A 17,621-nucleotide genomic window follows, 5' to 3' on the forward strand; every position below is an offset into this window, starting at 1 on the left:
TGCCGCCCCGCCCGCACCTGGGCGCGGCGGCACGGCCCCGCGCCGCCCGGACACCCCGGCGCACCGCCCGGAGCCGAACCGGCCGTGCGCCCTGCCCCAGGAGACCCATGACCCAGGAGATGGACGCGGGCACCTACGAGGTGCTCCGGGACCGCATGAAGTCCGCCGCGGCCGACCTCGCCGGCCGCGCCCGCAGCCTCAACGACGACCGGGTCGAGACGTTCGGCGGCAGCGAACTCGCCCTGCGCACCACCGACCGCATCCGCACCGAGCACAACTGCGTCCCCCGGGACATCGTGCAGGTCCGCGGCCACCTGCTCGCCGGCTACACCGTCCGGTTCGGCCTCAAGCAGTCCACCGCCGTCAGCGACGTCTTCGGCCTGCACCGTTACCAGCCCGACGCCGAGGGCGCGCACTTCACCGCCGCTCCCGAGAGCGCGGTGCCCGGACTCCTCGACGACCCCGGTTTCGTCCGCGACTTCGAGAGCCTGTTCCGGTACTACCGCCAGGCGCAGCTGCTCCAGCTGCGGACCGTCGGCCAGCTGCTGCTCGCCGTCTTCCAGACCGGCGACCGCGTCAGCGACATCCGCGTCCTGCGCTGGCAGCTCGCCGCCGACGGCACCCCCACCTACCTCGACGCCAAGGGCGAACGCGACCACGTCTTCCCGCCCTCGCACGACTTCGAGTGGACTCTCACCGGGCGTGAGCACCACACCTCCGGCCAGCACCCCACCGTCGCCATCGACGGCGAACTCTTCGTCGACGCGGTCGGCGGCCACCTCACCGTCCGGGTCGAGGACTCCACCGACACCGGCGAGGCGATCCACAGCGAGCCGGTCGAGGCGCCGCTGCAGTCCCTCGCCGACGCGGAGATCTCCTACGCCCGCCGCGGCCCGCTCATCCTCCTGAAGGTCCTGCCCTACGGCGAGAGCGACCACCGCTACCTGGTGCACAACACCCGCACCAAGGAGGTCGTGCGGCTCGACGGCATCGGGCAGGCCTGCCACACCCTGCCCGAGGACCAGGGACTGATCTTCCCCGGCGGCTACTACATCAGCGGAGCGCCGACCGGCGCCGCCGCCCGCACCTTCGACACCGACACCACCGACCTGGAGTACAAGTCGGCCGTCCGCTCGCCCAACGGCGAGGACGTGCTGTACGTCTTCCACGCGCGGGCCGAGGGCCGCACCCTGCTGCTGCCCTACAACCTCATCCGGAAGGAGGTCGCCAACCCGATCGCCTCCCACGGCTACACGCTGTTCGAGGACGGCACCATGGTCGTCTTCCGCGCCGCCGGCGAGGAGGCGACCCGCGTCCACCCGATGCAGGTCTGGCACACCCCCTTCGTCTCCGACGCCCACGCGGCGGCCCAGCCGCAGGGCGACGGCCCGCTCGCCCGCATCGGCAACGCCGAACTGGTCCGAGGCGTCTCCGATGCGCTGACCGTCGCCCGCATGGCCGACGAACTCGCCCCCGGCACCGCCGTCTTCGAAGCCGTCGTCGCCGCCTGCACCCGGCTCGCCGAGCAGTACCACTGGCTCGGCGTCGACGGCCTCCACGGCCTCGACCAGCCGCTCGCCACCCTCCGTACCGCCGCCGAGCAGGTCATCGACGAGTACGAGCGCGTCCTCGAACTGCGCCGGCAGGCCCGCGAGGCCACCACCACCAACGACGCCGAGGTCACCGCCCTCATCCGCCGGTCCCGCGGCGAGGCGCCGAAGTCCGCCCCCCAGTGGGTCGCGCTCCTCACCGAACTCCGCCGCGCACAGGGCCGCACCGAGTCGCTCCGCGACATGCGCCACGTCGACCTCGACGCGCTCACCGCCACCGCCGAGCAGCTCTCCGACGCTCTCGCCGCCACCGGCCGCCGCGCCGTGGCCTTCCTCTCCCGCGCCGACGCCTTCGACGACGCCCACGCCGCCGTCGCCGAACTCGCCGACCGCGCAGCCGCCGCCGAGACCGTCGCGGACGCCGACCCCGTCGCCGAGGAGATCGCCGAACAGGCCGACTCGCTGCGGACCGTCACCGACGTCATCGGCGGCCTGGAGATCTCCGACGCCACCGTCCGCACCGGACTGCTGGAACGCATCGGCGAGGTCATGGGAGCGGTCAACCGCGCCCACGCCGTGCTCGACCGCCGCCGCCGGGAACTGCTGGAGACCGAGGGCCGCGCCGAGTTCGCCGCCGAGTACGCCCTCCTCGGCCAGGCCGTCTCCGGCGCCCTCGCCGCCGCCACCACCCCCGAGGAGTGCGACGAGCAGCTCGGCCGGCTGCTGCTCCAGCTGGAGAACCTCGAATCCCGCTTCGGCGCCTTCGACGACTACCTCGCCCAACTCACCGAGCAGCGCGAGGAGATCTACGAGACCTTCTCCGCCCGCAAGCAGGCGCAGCTCGACGAGCGGGCCCGCCACGCGGAACGCCTCACCGAGTCCGCCAACCGCATCCTCTCCACCGTCGAGCGCCGCACCGCCTCCCTCGGCAGCCTCGACGAGATCAACGCCTACTTCGCCACCGACCCGCTGGTCGAGCGGGTGCGCGGCGCGGCCGCCGAGCTCCGCTCCACCGGGGAGACGGTCCGCGCGGAGGAGCTGGAGGGCCGCGTCAAGGCACTCCGCCAGGAGGCGGGCCGCGCCCTGCGCGACCGCGCCGACCTCTACGGCGCCGACGGCAGCGTCCGGCTCGGCCGCCACCGCTTCGGCGTCAACACCCAGCCCATCGACCTCACCCTCGTCCCGCAGGACGGCGCCCTGGCCTTCGCCGTCACCGGCACCGACTACCGGGCCCGGGTCACCGACCCGGCGTTCGCCGCCACCGCGGAGTTCTGGGACCAGCCGCTGGCATCGGAGTCGCCGGAGGTCTACCGTGCGGAGCACCTCGCCGCGACCGTCCTCGCCGAGACCGACCCGGCACGGCTCGCCACCGCCGCGGCCGACGACCAGCTGATCGCCCTGGTACGGGAGTTCGCCGGCGCCGCCTACGACGAGGGCTACGACCGCGGCGTCCACGACCACGACGCCGCCGCCATCCTGGCGACCCTGCTGCGGCTGCGCGACGGTGCCGGCCTCCTGCGCTACACCCCCGAGGCCCGCGCCGCCGCCCAACTCACCTGGGCCTTCGGCACGGACACCGAGCGGGCCACCGCCTACCGCACCCGCGCCCGCTCCCTCGCCCGGGCACGCGCCGCGTTCGGGACCACCGCCGCCGTGACCGACCTGGCCAACGAACTCGCCCGACACATCACGGACTTCCTCACCGAGGCAGGGCTCCCCGCCGCGCTCACCCCCGGCACCACGGCAGCCGCCGGCGACTACCTCTTCGAGGAACTCGCCCTCGGCGGGGAAGAGTTCATAGCCGGGAGCCTGGCGCGCGAACTGCTCGGCGACTTCCGCAGCACCCTGGGACGCGACGGCAGCGAAGAGCTGGCCGCCGACGCCGCAGCCCTCGGCAACGACCTCACCGCCCGCCACCAGCTGGTGGCCGCCTGGCTCGCCGCCTACGCAGAGTCCGCGGGGCGCCCCGTCGACGACCTCGCCGAAGCCGTCGCCCTCCAGCTCTGCGACGGCACCCTCGCCCACCGCCACAACGACGCGCCGCTGCACACCGCAACCACCGGGCTGCTCGGCACCCACCCCCGCGTCCTGGGCGGCGAACTCACCCTGCGCGTCGACGAGTTCCTCGCCCGAACCACCGCCTTCCGCACGGTCCGCGTCCCCGCGCACCGCGCCTACACCCGGCAGCGCAACGCGCTGCTGGAGGCGGAACGCGGCCGGCTGCGCCTGGAGGCCTACCGGCCCCAGGTCATGTCCACCTTCGTCCGCAACCGGCTCATCGACGAGGTCTACCTGCCGCTCATCGGCGACAACCTCGCCAAACAACTCGGCACCACCGGCGAGGACCGCCGCACCGACAGCCAGGGGCTGCTCCTGCTGCTCTCCCCGCCCGGCTACGGCAAGACGACGCTCATGGAGTACGTCGCCGCCCGCCTCGGACTCGTCCTCGTCAAGGTCGACGGCCCGGCGCTGGGGTACGGCACCACCTCCCTCGACCCGGCCGCCGCCCCCGACGCGGCGGCCCGCCGGGAGGTCGAGAAGATCAACTTCGGCCTGGAGATGGGCAACAACGTCTTCCTCTACCTGGACGACATCCAGCACTGCTCACCGGAACTGCTCCAGCGCTTCATCCCGCTGTGCGACGCCCAGCGCCGCATCGACGGTGTCCGCGCCGACGGCACCGCCACCACCTTCGACCTGCGCGGCAAGCGGTTCGCGATCTGCATGGCCGGCAACCCCTTCACCGGGGGCGGCACCCGGTTCCGCGTCCCCGACATGCTCGCCAACCGCGCCGACGTCTGGAACCTGGGCGACGTGCTCTCCGGTCGCGAGGAGCAGTTCGCCCTCAGCCACATCGAGAACGCGCTCACCTCCAACCCGGTGCTCGCGCCCCTGGCCGCCCGGGAACGCGGCGACGTGGACCTCCTGGTCCGCATGGCCCGCGGCGACGACTCGGTCTCCGCCGACCGCCTCTCGCACCCCTACAGCGCCGCCGACCTGGAACAGATCACCTCGGTGCTCGCCAAGCTGCTCCACATCCAGCGCACCACCCTCAAGGTCAACGCCGCCTACATCCACTCGGCGACCCAGGACGACGCGCACCGGACCGAACCGCCGTTCCTGCTCCAGGGCTCCTACCGGAACACCAACCGGCTCGCCGAGCGCGTCGTCCCGGTGATGACGGAGGAGGAGGTGGAGTCCGCCATCGACGACCACTACCTCGCGGAGGCCCAGACCCTCACCCGGGGGGCGGAGGCCAACCTGCTGAAACTCGCGGAGCTGCGCGGCCGGATGACCGAGGAGCAGCGGCAGCGCTGGTCCGACATCCGGCAGGCGTTCCGGCCCTCCTGAGCGGCCGTTCGCGCCGACGCGGAGGCGGCGCGGGCCGCTGCCGCTTGCCGCTGCCGTGGCGCTGCGCCGCGGTGGGGCGGGCGGGGCCGCGCTCGGCCGTGCGGCAACGGGAAGGCCCCGGCGGACGGGGGCTCACGGCCCGTCGTCCGCCGGGGCCCGCCCGGCCGGCACCGGCTCAGTTCACCAGCCGCAGACTGTTGGTGATCTTGTCGAGGGTCTCCTCGTCCAACGCGTCCTCCACGTCGGCGTCCAGGATCGCCAGCCACACCTGCACGTCGTGCGCGCTGTCGAGGTACGCGATCGAGACGACCGTGGCGTTGGTGGCGTAGCACTCCGGGTCCTGCTCGTCCGTGAGCTCGAAACCGGTCAGCTCCCCGACCGCGATGTGCCCCTCGAACCCCTGGTCGTTGCTGAACGGCTCGGCGTCGCTGATCTCCAGCTCGCCGGTGAAGGTCGGGTCGTAGACCGCGCGGGCGTACTCCAGCGCCTGGCTCTCCGCGGCCTCCGCTGTGCCGCTGGCCCCCCGGGCACCGGTGGCCGCCAGGACGCCGCGGCTGGAGCTGCCGCCGCAGATCCCCTCGTGGAGGACGGCCGCGCCGCGGGCCACGTACAGCAGCTCCTCCTCCTCGCCGTCCTCGTTGACGACGACGGGCCGCCACTGGACGTAGCTCTCTGGATCGGCCACCAGCCACTCGTCACCGCTCGGCACGTCGTAGGCCAGGTCGCGGTCGAGGAGTGCCTGCACCTGCCAGTCGTCGTCCACGACGGGGTCGGTCACCGGCCCGGTCCCGCCGCGGGGGTCGTCGCCGCCGTCCTCCTCGCCGTCCGGCTCCTCCTCGGGCTCGTCCTCCGCCGGCTCCTCGCCGTCGCCGGCCCCCGCCGCGCCCTCGTCGCCGGAGTCGCCGTCGCCCGGTCCGGCGACCGTGGTCCCGCCACCGTCGGAGTCCCCGGTCAGCAGCACCCCGGCGACGGTCGTACCCGCCACCATCGCCACCGCGGCGACGACCGCCAGCGCCATCTTGGCGCCGTGCGACAGGCCCCGACCGCTCTTCGCGTTCTCCGCGGCGGGCACCAGCGTGGCGTCGGGCCCCGGGTGCCCGGAGTACTCCGGCCTGCCGTACGGGCCGCCGGAAGGCGGCGTGTGGTTCGGGCCCTCGGTCATGTCCTGCTCCCCCTGGGGATGTTGCCGGCCCGGCATCGTACCGGGCCCGTCGGTGGTCAGCTCGTACGGAAGTGGCGGAGGCTGTCGGTGATGGTGGCGAGGGTGTCGTCGTCGAGGGCGTCGTCCACCTCCCGCTCCAGCACCGCGAACCACACCTGCACGTCGGCCGATCCATCCAGGTAGGCCACCGCGACCACGGCGGCGCTGGTCGCGGCGCACTCCGGGTCGGCGTCCTCGGCCGGCTCGAAGCCCGTGACCAGACCCGTGGCGATGTGCCCCTCGAACCCCTGCGCGTTGCTGAAGGGCTCCGCGTCGACGAGCGTGTACTCACCCGTGGTGTCGGGGTCGAAGATGCCGTTGACGTAGACGTGGGCGACGCCCTCCGCCGCGTCCGCGGTGCCGGTGGCCCCCCGGGCCCCCGTGACCGCGGTCACCGCGCGGCTGTTGTAGCGCCCGCAGGCCGCGTCGTTGAACAGCGCCGTGCCGCGTCCCACGAACTCCGGGGTCGTGAAGCCGTCCTCGTCCTCGGGCTCCTTCGAGCCCCAGCCCAGAATCGTGTCGGGGGAGCGGACGTCCCACTCGTCGGTGTCGGGCACGTCGTAGACCACGTCCCGGTCGGCCAGGTACTGCACCTGCCAGCCGTCGCCCGAGACGGGCTCCTGGCGGTTGCCCGTGGGGCCGCGCGGGTCGGCGGGCTTCTCCTCGTCCTCCCCGTCGGGGTCGTCCTCCCCGGCGCCGTCCTCGCCGCCCGCGCCCGGCTCGTCGCCGTCCGCCTCGTCCTCGGCGTCGGTGCCCTCGCTGCCTTCGTCGCTGCCTTCGTCGCTGCCCGGGCCCGCGGCGACGGGCGGTGGCGTGTTCTCGCCCCCGTCGCGGCTGAGGAGCACGCCGCCGACGGTCGTGCCGGCGACCATCAGCGTCGCGGCGGCTATCGCCAGCGACATCTTCGTGCGGTGCGACCGGCCGCCGCCGTCGCTCGCCGCGCTCAACTGCGCGGTGTGCTCGCCCGGGCCGCCCCAGTGACCGGCGCCCGTTGCGCCGTAAGGGCCTGCGGTCGGCGACGCGGGCGTCGCCGGCCCCTCGTCACGGGGCGGGTCGTCCCCCGCGGGTGGCTGCGGTCCGTGGCTCACGAGCGTTCCTCTCGCCGGCTGGCTGTGTGGTCGACGGCCGGCGGCAGGCTCACCGTCGTCCCTCGGGACGCCCCCCGGCGCGTGGCTGGATTCAGACTGCCACGAGACCGGCCGTTCACCCCCGGCAGCCCCCAGGCTGTTCCGCAGCCGTTACTGATCCACGACCTCGGCGCAGCGCGCCGCTGTGCGGGGCGGCCTCGGCGCGGCCGCCCCGCTGCGGTGCCTCACCGGCAGACGTTCTCACCGGCAGACGTTCTCACCGGCCGACCTTCTCACCGACCGCCGGCGCCCGTCGGCGCGACGACCGCCGGCGACCACCCGCCCGCGGCTACCGGTGACGCAGGGACCGGCCCTCGGCGATCACGGCGAGCATCGCGAGCCGCCGATCGAGCACGTCCGCCCCGCGTTCCGTGAGATACGCCAGGTCGGCGCTGGTGGACGACATCAGCAGCGTGTCGGCCTGCCTGCCGGTGTCCTCGGGGGCGGCGATGGTCCAGTCGAGGCTGCGACCTCTGGTCCAGTTGTCCCGGCCCGGATTGGAGGCGCCGACAAGATGCCCGAGGGGGAGGCGGTCGCCCAGGCCCCGGGTGAGCAGACCGCGGGCGGCCCACACGTTCCTGCCCTCCACGACCGCACCGTCCGGTGCGTCGATGCGCCAGGTGTGCTTCAGCCGCCGGTGCGACGCCGGGACCCTGGTGACGGTGCCGAGGGTGCTGCCGCGGTCGTCGACCGCGGTGTACGTCAGGCTGCCGTCGTCGGCCGCTTCGGGTTCGAGGGCACGGCAGATCGGACGTAGATGGTCGGGATCGGTGAACAGGCCGAAGGCGCCCTCCGCGGGCTCCCCGTCGACCTGCTGATCGACGAACGCGGTGACTTCCCACTTCGGCAGGGTCCCCCGGTCGGTTGTCGCGAAGACCACGGTTGACCCCGGACAGGTCCGAGGCACCCCCGGCTCCACCATGAACCCGCCACGGTCCCCGGCTGCACAGAACTTCCTGATCTCCCGCCAGTCCAGGGTGGCCGGGGCCGGTCCCTTCGAAGGCCTTCTCTTCTTGCCGAACACCCTGGTTTCCCTCCGGTGGTGTGCCTCTCAGGGCCGGGACAGAGCGCCGCCCGCGCCCTTCCGGCTCCGGTGCGCCGTGTCGTGCGGTACCCGCCGAGTGAAGATCCCGGCGTCCGCGTCAGCTCGAGCCCAGGTGCAGTGACCGTCCCTCCGCGATGACAGCCAGTAGCGCGAGGCGCCGGTCGAGTGTCGCCGGACCCTGGTCCGTGACGCTGGCGAAGTCCGCGCTGCACGATTGCATGACGAACGTCTTGTGGGCGCGCTTGCTGTTGTCCGCCGGATCGATCCAGAACAGCCTTCGGCCTCGTGGCCCGCCGTCGGTGCCAGTGCCCTCTTCCAGGGCGCCGAAGAGCTGGTTGAGTGGGTTCAAGATCTCGCGAGCCGCCAGATGGTGCGCCTGCTTGGTGGCGCGGGAGTTCCTGCCGTGAATGACCTGGCCCGCCGGGGTGTCGATACGCCACGTGTGCTTGAAGAGTCGGTGACTTGGCGGCACCTTGGTCAGGGTGCCTATGGTCCTGCCCTGGTCGTCCGTGGCGGTGTAGACAAGGCTGCCGTCCTTACCGGCGTCGGGCTCGAGGAGCCGGCAGATCGGCCGGAGGTGCTCCGGGTCGGTGAACAGCCCGAATGCTCCGTCCACCTTGTCGCCTTCCACAGGCTGGTCCACAAAACCCACCAGCCCCCACTTCTGGAGATATCCTTTCGGAAGAATTGCCCAGATCGGTGTGAGCCCCGCGCATCGCTGACGCATATCGGGGCTGATCGCCGTCGAGCCCGCGTACGGAGCCGCTGAGAACCTCCGGATATCACGCCAGTCCAGAGTGGCCGTCAGTGGCCCCTCGTCCTGCTTCTTCTTCTTGCCGAACACCCTGATCTCCTCCCGGTGGTGTGCTTCTGGCGGCCGGGGCAGGAGCGGCGCCCGCGCCCTTCCGGCTCCGGTGCGCCGTGTCGTGCGGTACCCGCCGAGTGAAGATCCCGGCGTCCGCGTCACCTCGAGGCCAGGTGCAGTGACCGTCCCTCCGCGATGACAGCCAGCAGCGCGAGGCGCCGGTCGAGTGTCGCCGGACCCTGGTCCGTGACGCTGGCGAAGTCCGCGCTGCACGATTGCATGACGAACGTCTTGTGGGCGCGCTTGCTGTTGTCCGCCGGATCGATCCAGAACAGCCTTCGGCCTCGTGGCCCGCCGTCGGTGCCAGTGCCCTCTTCCAGGGCGCCGAAGAGCTGGTTGAGTGGGTTCAAGATCTCGCGAGCCGCCAGATGGTGCGCCTGCTTGGTGGCGCGGGAGTTCCTGCCGTGAATGACCTGGCCCGCCGGGGTGTCGATACGCCACGTGTGCTTGAAGAGTCGGTGACTTGGCGGCACCTTGGTCAGGGTGCCTATGGTCCTGCCCTGGTCGTCCGTGGCGGTGTAGACAAGGCTGCCGTCCTTACCGGCGTCGGGCTCGAGGAGCCGGCAGATCGGCCGGAGGTGCTCCGGGTCGGTGAACAGCCCGAATGCTCCGTCAGCCTTCTCCCCCTCGACCTCCTGGTCGACGAAAGCCACCAACGCCCATTTCAGCGTGTGACCCTTGGGGGTCTTCGCCCAGACGGAGTTCAGGCCCGCGCAGCGATGGTACATATCCGGGCTGATGCCGTACGAGGCACCGAAAGGCGCCGCGGTGAACCTGCGGATGTCTCGCCAGTCCAGAGTGGCCGTCAGCGGTCCCTCGTCCTGCTTCTTCTTGCCGAACACAGCATTCCCTCCCCACAGGGACTCCCAGTGGAGCCCTGCCTCTCGCCGCCCCCTCCGGAGAGACGGCGGATCGGCTCGGCGAACATACCCCGCGCCGCGCCACCACTCGGTGGTGCCGCCGAGTGAGGTGCTCACACCGGTGGCCTCGGTGGCTTGAGGTCGAGGGAACGGGCCTCGCCGATGACGGCGAGTAGCGCGAGTCGGCGGTCGAGCAGCCCGGCCCCCTGGTCTGTGAGACGGGCGAAGTCAGCGCTGGTCGAGGACATCAGGTACGTGGTGTTCGCGCGTCTGCTGTCGTCGGCCGGATCGACCCAGCAGAGCTCACGGCCCCGGTTGCCCGTGGCCCAACTGCTGTCGTCGGCCCCACCGACCACGTAGTTGAGGGGATTCAGGTAGCCACGCGCTTCGCGGACGTGCCGTTGCTTCGTCGCCCACGCGTTTCTGCCCTGGACACTGAGTCCGTCCCGGGTGGTGATCCGCCACGTGTGCTTGAAGGGCCGCCGGGCGGGCGCCACCTTGGTGATGGTGCCGATGGTCTCGCCGCGCTCGTCGGTGGCGGTGTACCGAAGGCCGCCGTCGCCGTCACTGTCGGGTTCGAGCAGCCGGCAGATCGGTCGTTGGTACTCCGGGTCGCTGAACAGGCCGAACGCCCCGTCGACCTTGGCCCCCACCACGGGCGCATCCACGAAGGCCGCCAAACCCCATCGGGGGACCAAGCCTTTCGCGGTGGTGGCCCAGACCGGCGTGAGGCCGGCGCATCGTCGGCGCAGCACATCGGTGATGCCGACATCACCACCACCAGGTGCTGCCGAGAACATCCGTATGTCACGCCAGTCGAGCGTCGCTACCAGCGGCCGGTGCTCGTGCCGCTTCTTACCGAACAATGAGAGCTCCGCTGCCGGCTCGGTCGGGCCGGCGTTCGGACCCCGTCGACACCCTAGTCCGGCAGGCTCCTCCCGCATTCCCGGCGTATCCGCCTGTGCGGCGGCAAAGGAGGGGCTACACGGACGTCGCCGGGGGCATGGGCGGTCGAGGTGCTCAGGGCCGAGCGGCAGCCCCGGGGCCGTCGCCCAGGGCGCCGGAGGGGCCGCGGAACACAACGCCGGACGGCCCGAGCCGCTCGCGCTGAGGAGCTCTCGGGAGCGGCGAGCTCCAGGAAGGGTGTGCCCGGCTACGGCGAGAGACCTCTTCGACTCGCCGGCTGTTCTGCTTCCTCCCCGCGAGTTGCCGAGGTATCCGACGAGAGAGTTGCACCGCGCGTGCAAACGGTGCTCGCGGGTTCATCTCCATGCCGACTCGGAATGCGCGGGTGTCGGGCGTGTGGGGAAGCGGGCCCGTCGTTTCGAAGTCCACACCTGTCCGGTCGTGGCATCGAACTCCAACTTCTGCGTAGAGGGGGTTGCTCGGGGTGCGGCCGCGTCGAACAGGCAGCCGGAAGGGGGCGGTGGGTGTCCGCCGCGCGACAACCCAGAGCTGGAGCTCGCGCTCGCGCGTCGGCGGGCGAACACCCCCAACTCGCGCGGTCGTTCATTTGCGAGTAATACGTCTCAAGAGCTGTTCAAGGCCGCTGCTCCGCACCGACGGGAGTCGCGTCTCGGCCTCGGCGTATCCAGCCGCAGGCAGGGGTCCGCGGCCTGGTGTCGAAGGCGTCACGGGGCCACTCCCGTGGATCCGTGACCCCGGAGGTCGACGCATCAACCGTGTTGCAGGGGAACGTCCCCGCGAGGTTCTCCCACGAGAGCGGCAAGCCTGCGGAGTCGGCCCGGCCACCCTCGCCGATCGTCCGAAGTCTGCTACCGGAATGTTCCGTGATCTCGTTCCGGGTGTCCCGTGAGAACGGCCGACAAGCGTCACCACAGTGTCGGGGCGCCCCTACAATGGCCGCGTCGCCCGGGGGAGGGGCGGGGGAGAAGCGACGGGTGCTTGCGCGGCTGAGGGGGGGAGTCCGGTAGGGGTGCTCGGGTGCAGCTGCCGAACTCCGCCTGGCCGTTGTTCCTCCGTTTCGCCGCCTGGTAGCGTCATGGCGACTTGCGAGTAATTCTGTTCAGCACACGGTCGGCGGCTCGCGAGCTCGGATATGCCGGTTGACCGTCAAGTGCTGTGAATACCACGGGGGTGGTGGCGTGAAGACCCAGGACCGTTCGTCTGCGATCGCCAAGAAGTCGGTCGCGGCCGGACCGGCGATGGGTGATCGGCTGCCGGTGCCGCCGCGGGAGCGGAAACCCGCGCTCGCCGCGCTCGCCGTGCTGTTGATCCTCGTCGGGGCCCTCGGTGCCACCACGCTCGTGATCCAGGCCGGCGACCGGGTCGAGGCGGTGAAGATCACCGAGCGCGTCCCCGCGGGCCAGCCGGTGCCCGAGAGCGCCATCGCCGCGGTGCTCGTGGCGGAGGACCCTGCCGTCAACTACGTCCCGTGGAGCTCCCGTTCGCAGTTGGAGCAGGACTACATCCCCAGCGTCGACCTCGTTCCGGGGACGGTCCTGGTGGGCGAGATGCTGACCAACGAGGAGACGCTCGGCAGCGATCAGGTGCTGGTCGGCCTCAGCCTCTCCGCGGGCCGCTACCCCTCCGGGCTGAGCACCGGGGAGACGGTGGCCGCCTACCACGTCGGCCGCGACAGCGGCGAGGGCGAGACCGTCACCGGCCCGACCGGCACGCTGGTCGACCGGGCACGGGTCCACACCGTGGAAGGCGCCGCGAGCGGCGGGGACCGGCTCGTCACGCTCCGGGTCTCGGCCTCCGACGCGGCGGACCTCGCGCGGGCGGGCGCAACCGGCGACGTCACCCTCGTCGTCGTCCCCGGCAGCGCCGACTGAACCACGCCGGCTGAACCACGCCGACGGAACCACGCCGGCTGAACCACGGCCGGTCCACGACCGGCCGGAACGCGACCCGGCAACGGGACGGCGGGCACCGGCCGGTGCCCGGTCCCACCGCGCACCACACCACCGACGACAGGCCGGGGCGAGCACCCGACCGAGGGGCTGAAGCAGAGACATGGCGCTCATCGCAGTGGCGGCCGACAAGGGGTCGCCGGGAGCCACCACCACCGCCGTGGCCCTCGCCGCGCTGTGGCCGCGGCGCGCGCTGCTGGCCGAGGTGGACCCCGCCGGCGGCGACCTCGTCTACCGCTCCGCCCGGGAGGACGGCCGCCCGCTCGACCCCGGGACGGGCCTGCTGTCGCTGGCCGCCACGGCCCGCCGCGGCATCGCCGCCGAGCAGCTGTGGGACCACTCGCAGCGCGTCTCCGGTGGGCTCGACGTCATCGTCGGCCTGACCTCCTCCGACCAGGGCACCGGCGTCTCCGGCCAGTTCGGGGCGCTCGGCAAGGCGTTCGCCGAACTGGCCCGCTCCCCGCACGAGGAGGCCGCGGCCGATGTCGTCGCCGACTGCGGGCGACTCGGCCCGGACTCGCCCGCGCTGGCGCTGCTGCCCCACGCGGCCGTGGTGCTGCTCGTCACCCGCACCCAGCCCGAGAACCTCGCGCACACCCGGGAACGCGCCCTCGCCCTCAGCGCCCGACTCCACGGGCAGCACCGCGGCGCCGCGCAGCACGGCCGGCCGCCGATCGGGCTGCTGCTGGTCACCGACCCCTCCCAGGGCGGCCGGATCGCCGGTCAGGTCAACGAGATGCTGACCGCCGCCGGCAGCGGCACGCGTGTCGCGGGCCTGGTCGCCGAGGACGCAGCGGGCGCTGACCAGTTGGCGGGCCGCCGCCGCGGCCGGGTCGACAAGTCCCTGCTGGTGCGGTCGGCCCGCAAGGTCGTCGCCGACCTCCACCAGACCTACCGTGAACTCGCCCCCGCCGTCACCGGTGCCCACGGAACGCTGCCCCCGCCGCAGCCCGCCGGCGGTGCCGCCGCGCCGCCGTCCCACGGCCACGCGCCGGTGCCGCCGCAGTACGGCGCGCAGGGCCCCCACGCGCCCGCGCCCGCGCCGCCCGGCGGTCCCTGGCCCCCGCCGACCATGCCCCCCGCGGGCGGCGGCTACGGCTACCCGTCGAGCGGCGGGTACGGCTACCCCGCCCCGGGTGACGACCCGCACGGAGGCCGTCGATGACCGACGTCAACCACCAGCTGGTCAAGCGGTTCCGGCAGGACGCCGGCGACCGCATCGCCGAGCAGCGCCGCATCGACCAGGCCGGCGGCCTCCGGGCCATGACCCCCGAGGACGAGCGCCACTACGCGCGCGCCGTCATCGCCCAGGTCCTGGAGGATTACGTCCGCGAGGAGATCTCCCAGGGCCGGGCGCCGCTGGACGCGCAGGCCGAGGAGGACTACGCCGCGGCGGTGCACGCCGCGCTCTTCGGCGTCGGCAGGCTGCAACCGCTCCTCGACAACCCCGAGGTCGAGAACATCGACATCAACGGGTGCGACCAGGTCTTCGTCGGCTACGCCGACGGCCGGGAGGAACGCAGCGAGCCCGTCGCGGAGACCGACGAGGAACTCATCGAACTCATCCAGGTCCTGGGCGCCTACTCCGGTCTGTCCTCGCGCCCGTTCGACGCCGCCAACCCGCAGCTGGACCTGCGGCTCCCCGACGGCTCGCGGCTCTCCGCCGTCATGGACGTCACCCGGCGGCCCGCGCTGTCCATCCGGCGCGCCCGCCTCGGGAAGGTCTTCCTCGCGGACCTCGTCGGCAACGGCACCGTCACCCCCGAGATGGGCCGCTTTCTGGTCGCGGCGGTCCGCGCCCGCAAGAACATCATGATCGCGGGCTCCACCAACGCGGGGAAGACCACACTGCTGCGGGCGCTGGCCAACGAGATCCCCGCCGACGAGCGACTCATCACCGTCGAGCGCGCCCTGGAGCTCGGACTGGACCAGTTCCCCGAACTCCACCCCAACGTGGTGGCGTTCGAGGAGCGGCTGCCCAACTCCGAGGGCCAGGGCTACATCTCCATGGCGGAACTCGTCCGCCGCTCGCTGCGCATGAACCCCTCCCGGGTCATCGTCGGCGAGGTGCTCGGCGACGAGATCGTCACCATGCTCAACGCCATGTCGCAGGGGAACGACGGCTCGCTCTCCACCATCCACGCCAACAGCTCGGCGGAGGTCTTCAACCGGATCTCCACCTACGCGCTCCAGGCCAACGAGCGGCTCCCCATCGAGGCGAGCCAGATGCTGATCGCCGGCGCCGTCAACTTCGTCGTCTTCATCCACCGCCGCAACAACTACGCCACCGGCGGGCGGCTGCAGCGGCTCGTCACCTCCGTGCGCGAGGTCAACGGCGTCGACGGCCGGGTGTTGTCCAGCGAGGTCTTCGCCGAGGGGGCCGACGGCGTGCCGCGCGCGCACGCCGCCATCTCCTGCGCCGACGAACTCGCCGCCTTCGGCTACCAGCCAGGGTGGGGGTGAGCCGGCCGTGCCCACCACCGGGATTCTCGCGCCGCAGACCCTGCTCGCGCTCGCCTGCGGCGTCGCCGCGGGCGGCGGTGTCGCCCTGCTGATCGTCGCCCTCCGCGGGCTGCCGCCGCGCACCGCCGACGAGATCGCCCGCGACGAACGCCGCCGCGCCGAGATCGCCCGGTTCCTCGGGCAGCGCTCCATGGTCGCCGTCCTGCTCGCGGTGGCGGTGCTCGTCGTCACCGGCTGGCCGGTCGCAGCGCTGGCGGCGGCGCTGCTGACGTTCGTGTGGGACAAGCTCTTCGGCGGCGCGGCGGAGGAACGCGCCGCCATGGCACGCGTCGAGGCGCTCGCCTCCTGGACGGAGTCGCTCCGCGACACCATCGCCGGCGCGGTCGGGCTGGAGCAGGCCATCCCCGCCTCCGCACGCGCGGCTGCCCCCGCGCTCCGGGAGCCCCTGAACAACCTCGTGGACCGCCTGCGGTCGCGGACCACCCTCCCCGACGCGCTCCAGGAGTTCGCCGAGGAACTCGACGACTCCTCCGCCGACATCATCATCGCCTCGCTCATCCTCAACGCGCGGCTGCGCGGCCCCGGGCTGCGCGAGGTGCTGGGGGCGCTCGCCAAGTCCGCACGCGAGGAGGTGGAGATGAGGCAGCGGGTCTCCGCGCAGCGCGCCTCGACCCGTCGCAGCGTGCAGATCGTCGTCGCCGTCAGCCTCGCCTTCCCCGTCGGCCTCTCGCTCTTCAACTCCGCCTACGTCGAGCCCTACGGCGACGCGGTCGGGCAGCTCGTACTCGGCCTGGTGTGCCTCCTGTTCGGCCTCGGCTTCTGGTGGATGCGCAGCCTCTCCCGCATCGAGGTGCCCGACCGCTTCATGGTGCGGCCCGCGCCCGCCGGCCGCGCCCGTGAGGCGCAGGACGCCGGCGCCACCGCGCCCGCCCGCGGCCAGGGCCCGGTGATGCGGCGATGAACTCCACGGTCACCTCCGCGGTCGTCGTCGGCGCCGTCCTCGGCCTCGGCCTGTACACGCTGATCCGGGCGCTGATGCCCACCCGCCGCGGTGCGGTCCTCACCATCCACCGGGTGGACGCGGTCCGGGCGCGCGGCGGCCACGCCTCCTTCACCGTCCCCGCCCCCCGTCCCGCCGGCGGTGACCAGCGCCGCTCCCGCCTCGACGTGCTGCGCGACCGCGCCGGCGAGTGGCTGGCCGAGGCGTACCTGCGGCGCGGCTGGGTGCAGCGGTCGCTCCGTGCCGACCTGGCGCTGCTGGGGCGCAGCTGGGAGAACTTCCTCGCGACCAAGCTCGGGCTGGCCGCCGTCGGCCTGGTCTTCGGCCCGGCCGTCTTCACCGGGGTCCACCTCCTCGGCATCGGTGAGAGCCCCTTCATCCCGGTGTGGCTCTCGCTCGCCTTCGCCGGCCTGTTCTTCTTCCTCCCCGACCTGGAGGTGCGGCGGGACGCCGCCGCCAAGCGCAGGGACTTCCGGCGGGTGGTCGCCGCCTACCTCGACCTGGTCGCCATGAGCCTGGCCGGCGGCCGGGGACTGCCGGAGGCGCTGAAGGCCGCCTCCGAGGTCAGCGACGGGTGGGCGCTGGTCAGAATCCGCACCGCCCTCGCCGACGCCCGGATCACCGGCATCACCCAGTGGCAGGCCCTCGGTAAGCTCGGGGACGAGGTGGGGGTCGAGGAACTGCGCGACCTCTCCAACTCCCTCGCCCTGGTCGCCGACGACGGCGCCAAGGTCCGCGACAGCCTCGGGGCACGCGCCGAGACCATGCGCGGCAGGGAGATGGCGGAGATCGAGGGCGGCGCGGGCGAGAAGTCCCAGTCCATGCTCATCGCCCAGCTGCTGCTCTGCGCGGGGTTCCTGGTTTTTCTCATCTATCCGGCAGGCATGCGGGTCTTCGGCGGATTCTGACGCCGGCCCGGAACGGGAAAGGAAACGACATGCGTCACTCCACGGGGTTCTCGCACCCCGCGATCGGGTACCTACAGGCCGCGCTGCGCACCCGACTCCAGCGCGCCCGTGCGGAGGAGGACCGCGGTGCGTCGGCCATCGAATGGGTCGTCATCGCCGCCGTGGTCGTCGGCATCGTGCTCGCCGTCGGCTTCGTGATCTCCAGCGCGCTCACCTCCAAGGCCACCGACGTGCAGAACTGCATCGCCGGCGCCACCGACCAGAGCGGCTCCTGCTAGTGCCGCCACCGGTCACCGCCCCGCGCCGAAGATCAGGAAGAACATGATCGGCGTCAGCATCACGAACTCGACGGCGGAGGCCCCCGAGTCGTCGCGC

14 protein-coding genes are annotated in these 17,621 nt (G+C 72.7%); 7 read left to right on the forward strand and 7 right to left on the reverse strand.

Annotated features, from left to right (window positions below):
- The first annotated feature begins 107 nt into the window (after nucleotides 1-107).
- Nucleotides 108-4,901: a DNA repair ATPase gene (locus HCN56_RS03335; RefSeq protein ID WP_167967937.1), complete on the forward strand. Its 4,794-nt coding sequence runs from the start codon at nucleotides 108-110 to the stop codon at nucleotides 4,899-4,901.
- Nucleotides 4,902-5,076: 175 nt separating this feature from the next.
- On the opposite strand, the gene HCN56_RS03340 is transcribed toward HCN56_RS03335, so the two are convergent.
- From HCN56_RS03340 to HCN56_RS03365, 6 genes are all read right to left on the reverse strand, one after another.
- Complete coding sequence (locus tag HCN56_RS03340; protein ID WP_167967938.1) at nucleotides 5,077-6,063, reverse strand: DUF8017 domain-containing protein; 987 nt, start codon at nucleotides 6,061-6,063, stop codon at nucleotides 5,077-5,079.
- 56 nt (nucleotides 6,064-6,119) lie between these two features.
- Nucleotides 6,120-7,190, reverse strand: coding sequence for a DUF8017 domain-containing protein (locus tag HCN56_RS03345; RefSeq protein ID WP_167967939.1), 1,071 nt, complete (start codon nucleotides 7,188-7,190; stop codon nucleotides 6,120-6,122).
- A gap of 328 nt (nucleotides 7,191-7,518) precedes the next feature.
- On the reverse strand, nucleotides 7,519-8,109 hold the full coding sequence (locus HCN56_RS03350; protein ID WP_167967940.1) for a hypothetical protein: 591 nt from the start codon (nucleotides 8,107-8,109) through the stop codon (nucleotides 7,519-7,521).
- Nucleotides 8,110-8,371: 262 nt separating this feature from the next.
- Nucleotides 8,372-9,118 (reverse strand): hypothetical protein, encoded by a 747-nt coding sequence (locus tag HCN56_RS03355; RefSeq protein WP_167967941.1) that lies wholly within the window; start codon nucleotides 9,116-9,118, stop codon nucleotides 8,372-8,374.
- Nucleotides 9,119-9,237: 119 nt separating this feature from the next.
- On the reverse strand, nucleotides 9,238-9,981 hold the full coding sequence (locus HCN56_RS03360; protein WP_167967942.1) for a hypothetical protein: 744 nt from the start codon (nucleotides 9,979-9,981) through the stop codon (nucleotides 9,238-9,240).
- Between the two features lie 131 nt (nucleotides 9,982-10,112).
- Entirely contained in the window at nucleotides 10,113-10,865 is a 753-nt protein-coding gene (locus HCN56_RS03365; protein ID WP_167967943.1) for a hypothetical protein, read from the reverse strand.
- 1,239 nt (nucleotides 10,866-12,104) lie between these two features.
- Between HCN56_RS03365 and HCN56_RS03370 the strand changes: the two genes are divergently transcribed.
- From HCN56_RS03370 to HCN56_RS03395, 6 genes are all read left to right on the forward strand, one after another.
- The gene (locus tag HCN56_RS03370; protein ID WP_167967944.1) at nucleotides 12,105-12,797 is read left to right on the forward strand and encodes a hypothetical protein; all 693 of its coding nucleotides are present in this window, start codon (nucleotides 12,105-12,107) and stop codon (nucleotides 12,795-12,797) included.
- 181 nt (nucleotides 12,798-12,978) lie between these two features.
- On the forward strand, nucleotides 12,979-14,040 hold the full coding sequence (locus HCN56_RS03375; protein ID WP_167967945.1) for a hypothetical protein: 1,062 nt from the start codon (nucleotides 12,979-12,981) through the stop codon (nucleotides 14,038-14,040).
- On the forward strand, nucleotides 14,037-15,338 hold the full coding sequence (locus HCN56_RS03380) for a TadA family conjugal transfer-associated ATPase (RefSeq protein WP_167967946.1): 1,302 nt from the start codon (nucleotides 14,037-14,039) through the stop codon (nucleotides 15,336-15,338). Before HCN56_RS03375 ends, HCN56_RS03380 begins: the two co-directional genes overlap by 4 nt.
- Before the next feature lie 7 nt (nucleotides 15,339-15,345).
- Nucleotides 15,346-16,299, forward strand: a complete 954-nt coding sequence (locus HCN56_RS03385; protein ID WP_167967947.1) for a type II secretion system F family protein — start codon at nucleotides 15,346-15,348, stop codon at nucleotides 16,297-16,299.
- Complete coding sequence (locus HCN56_RS03390; protein ID WP_167967948.1) at nucleotides 16,296-17,246, forward strand: type II secretion system F family protein; 951 nt, start codon at nucleotides 16,296-16,298, stop codon at nucleotides 17,244-17,246. The genes HCN56_RS03385 and HCN56_RS03390 overlap by 4 nt, the downstream gene beginning before the upstream one ends.
- Nucleotides 17,247-17,275: 29 nt before the next feature.
- Nucleotides 17,276-17,524 (forward strand): hypothetical protein, encoded by a 249-nt coding sequence (locus HCN56_RS03395; protein ID WP_167967949.1) that lies wholly within the window; start codon nucleotides 17,276-17,278, stop codon nucleotides 17,522-17,524.
- Nucleotides 17,525-17,536: 12 nt separating this feature from the next.
- Here HCN56_RS03395 and HCN56_RS27380 read toward each other — a convergent pair.
- The coding region (locus HCN56_RS27380) for a TadE/TadG family type IV pilus assembly protein (protein WP_209312301.1) at nucleotides 17,537-17,621 on the reverse strand (85 nt) is incomplete at its 5' end.

Source organism: Streptomyces lonarensis, from assembly GCF_012033735.1.
Taxonomy (GTDB): domain Bacteria; phylum Actinomycetota; class Actinomycetes; order Streptomycetales; family Streptomycetaceae; genus Streptomyces; species Streptomyces lonarensis.

Coding starts and splice junctions, on each gene's coding strand:
- HCN56_RS03335 (WP_167967937.1), top strand. CDS start 108: ATGACCCAGGAGATGGACGCGGGCACCTACGAGGTGCTCCGGGACCGC.
- HCN56_RS03340 (WP_167967938.1), bottom strand. CDS start 6,063: ATGACCGAGGGCCCGAACCACACGCCGCCTTCCGGCGGCCCGTACGGC.
- HCN56_RS03375 (WP_167967945.1), top strand. CDS start 12,979: ATGGCGCTCATCGCAGTGGCGGCCGACAAGGGGTCGCCGGGAGCCACC.
- HCN56_RS03380 (WP_167967946.1), top strand. CDS start 14,037: ATGACCGACGTCAACCACCAGCTGGTCAAGCGGTTCCGGCAGGACGCC.
- HCN56_RS03390 (WP_167967948.1), top strand. CDS start 16,296: ATGAACTCCACGGTCACCTCCGCGGTCGTCGTCGGCGCCGTCCTCGGC.
- HCN56_RS03395 (WP_167967949.1), top strand. CDS start 17,276: ATGCGTCACTCCACGGGGTTCTCGCACCCCGCGATCGGGTACCTACAG.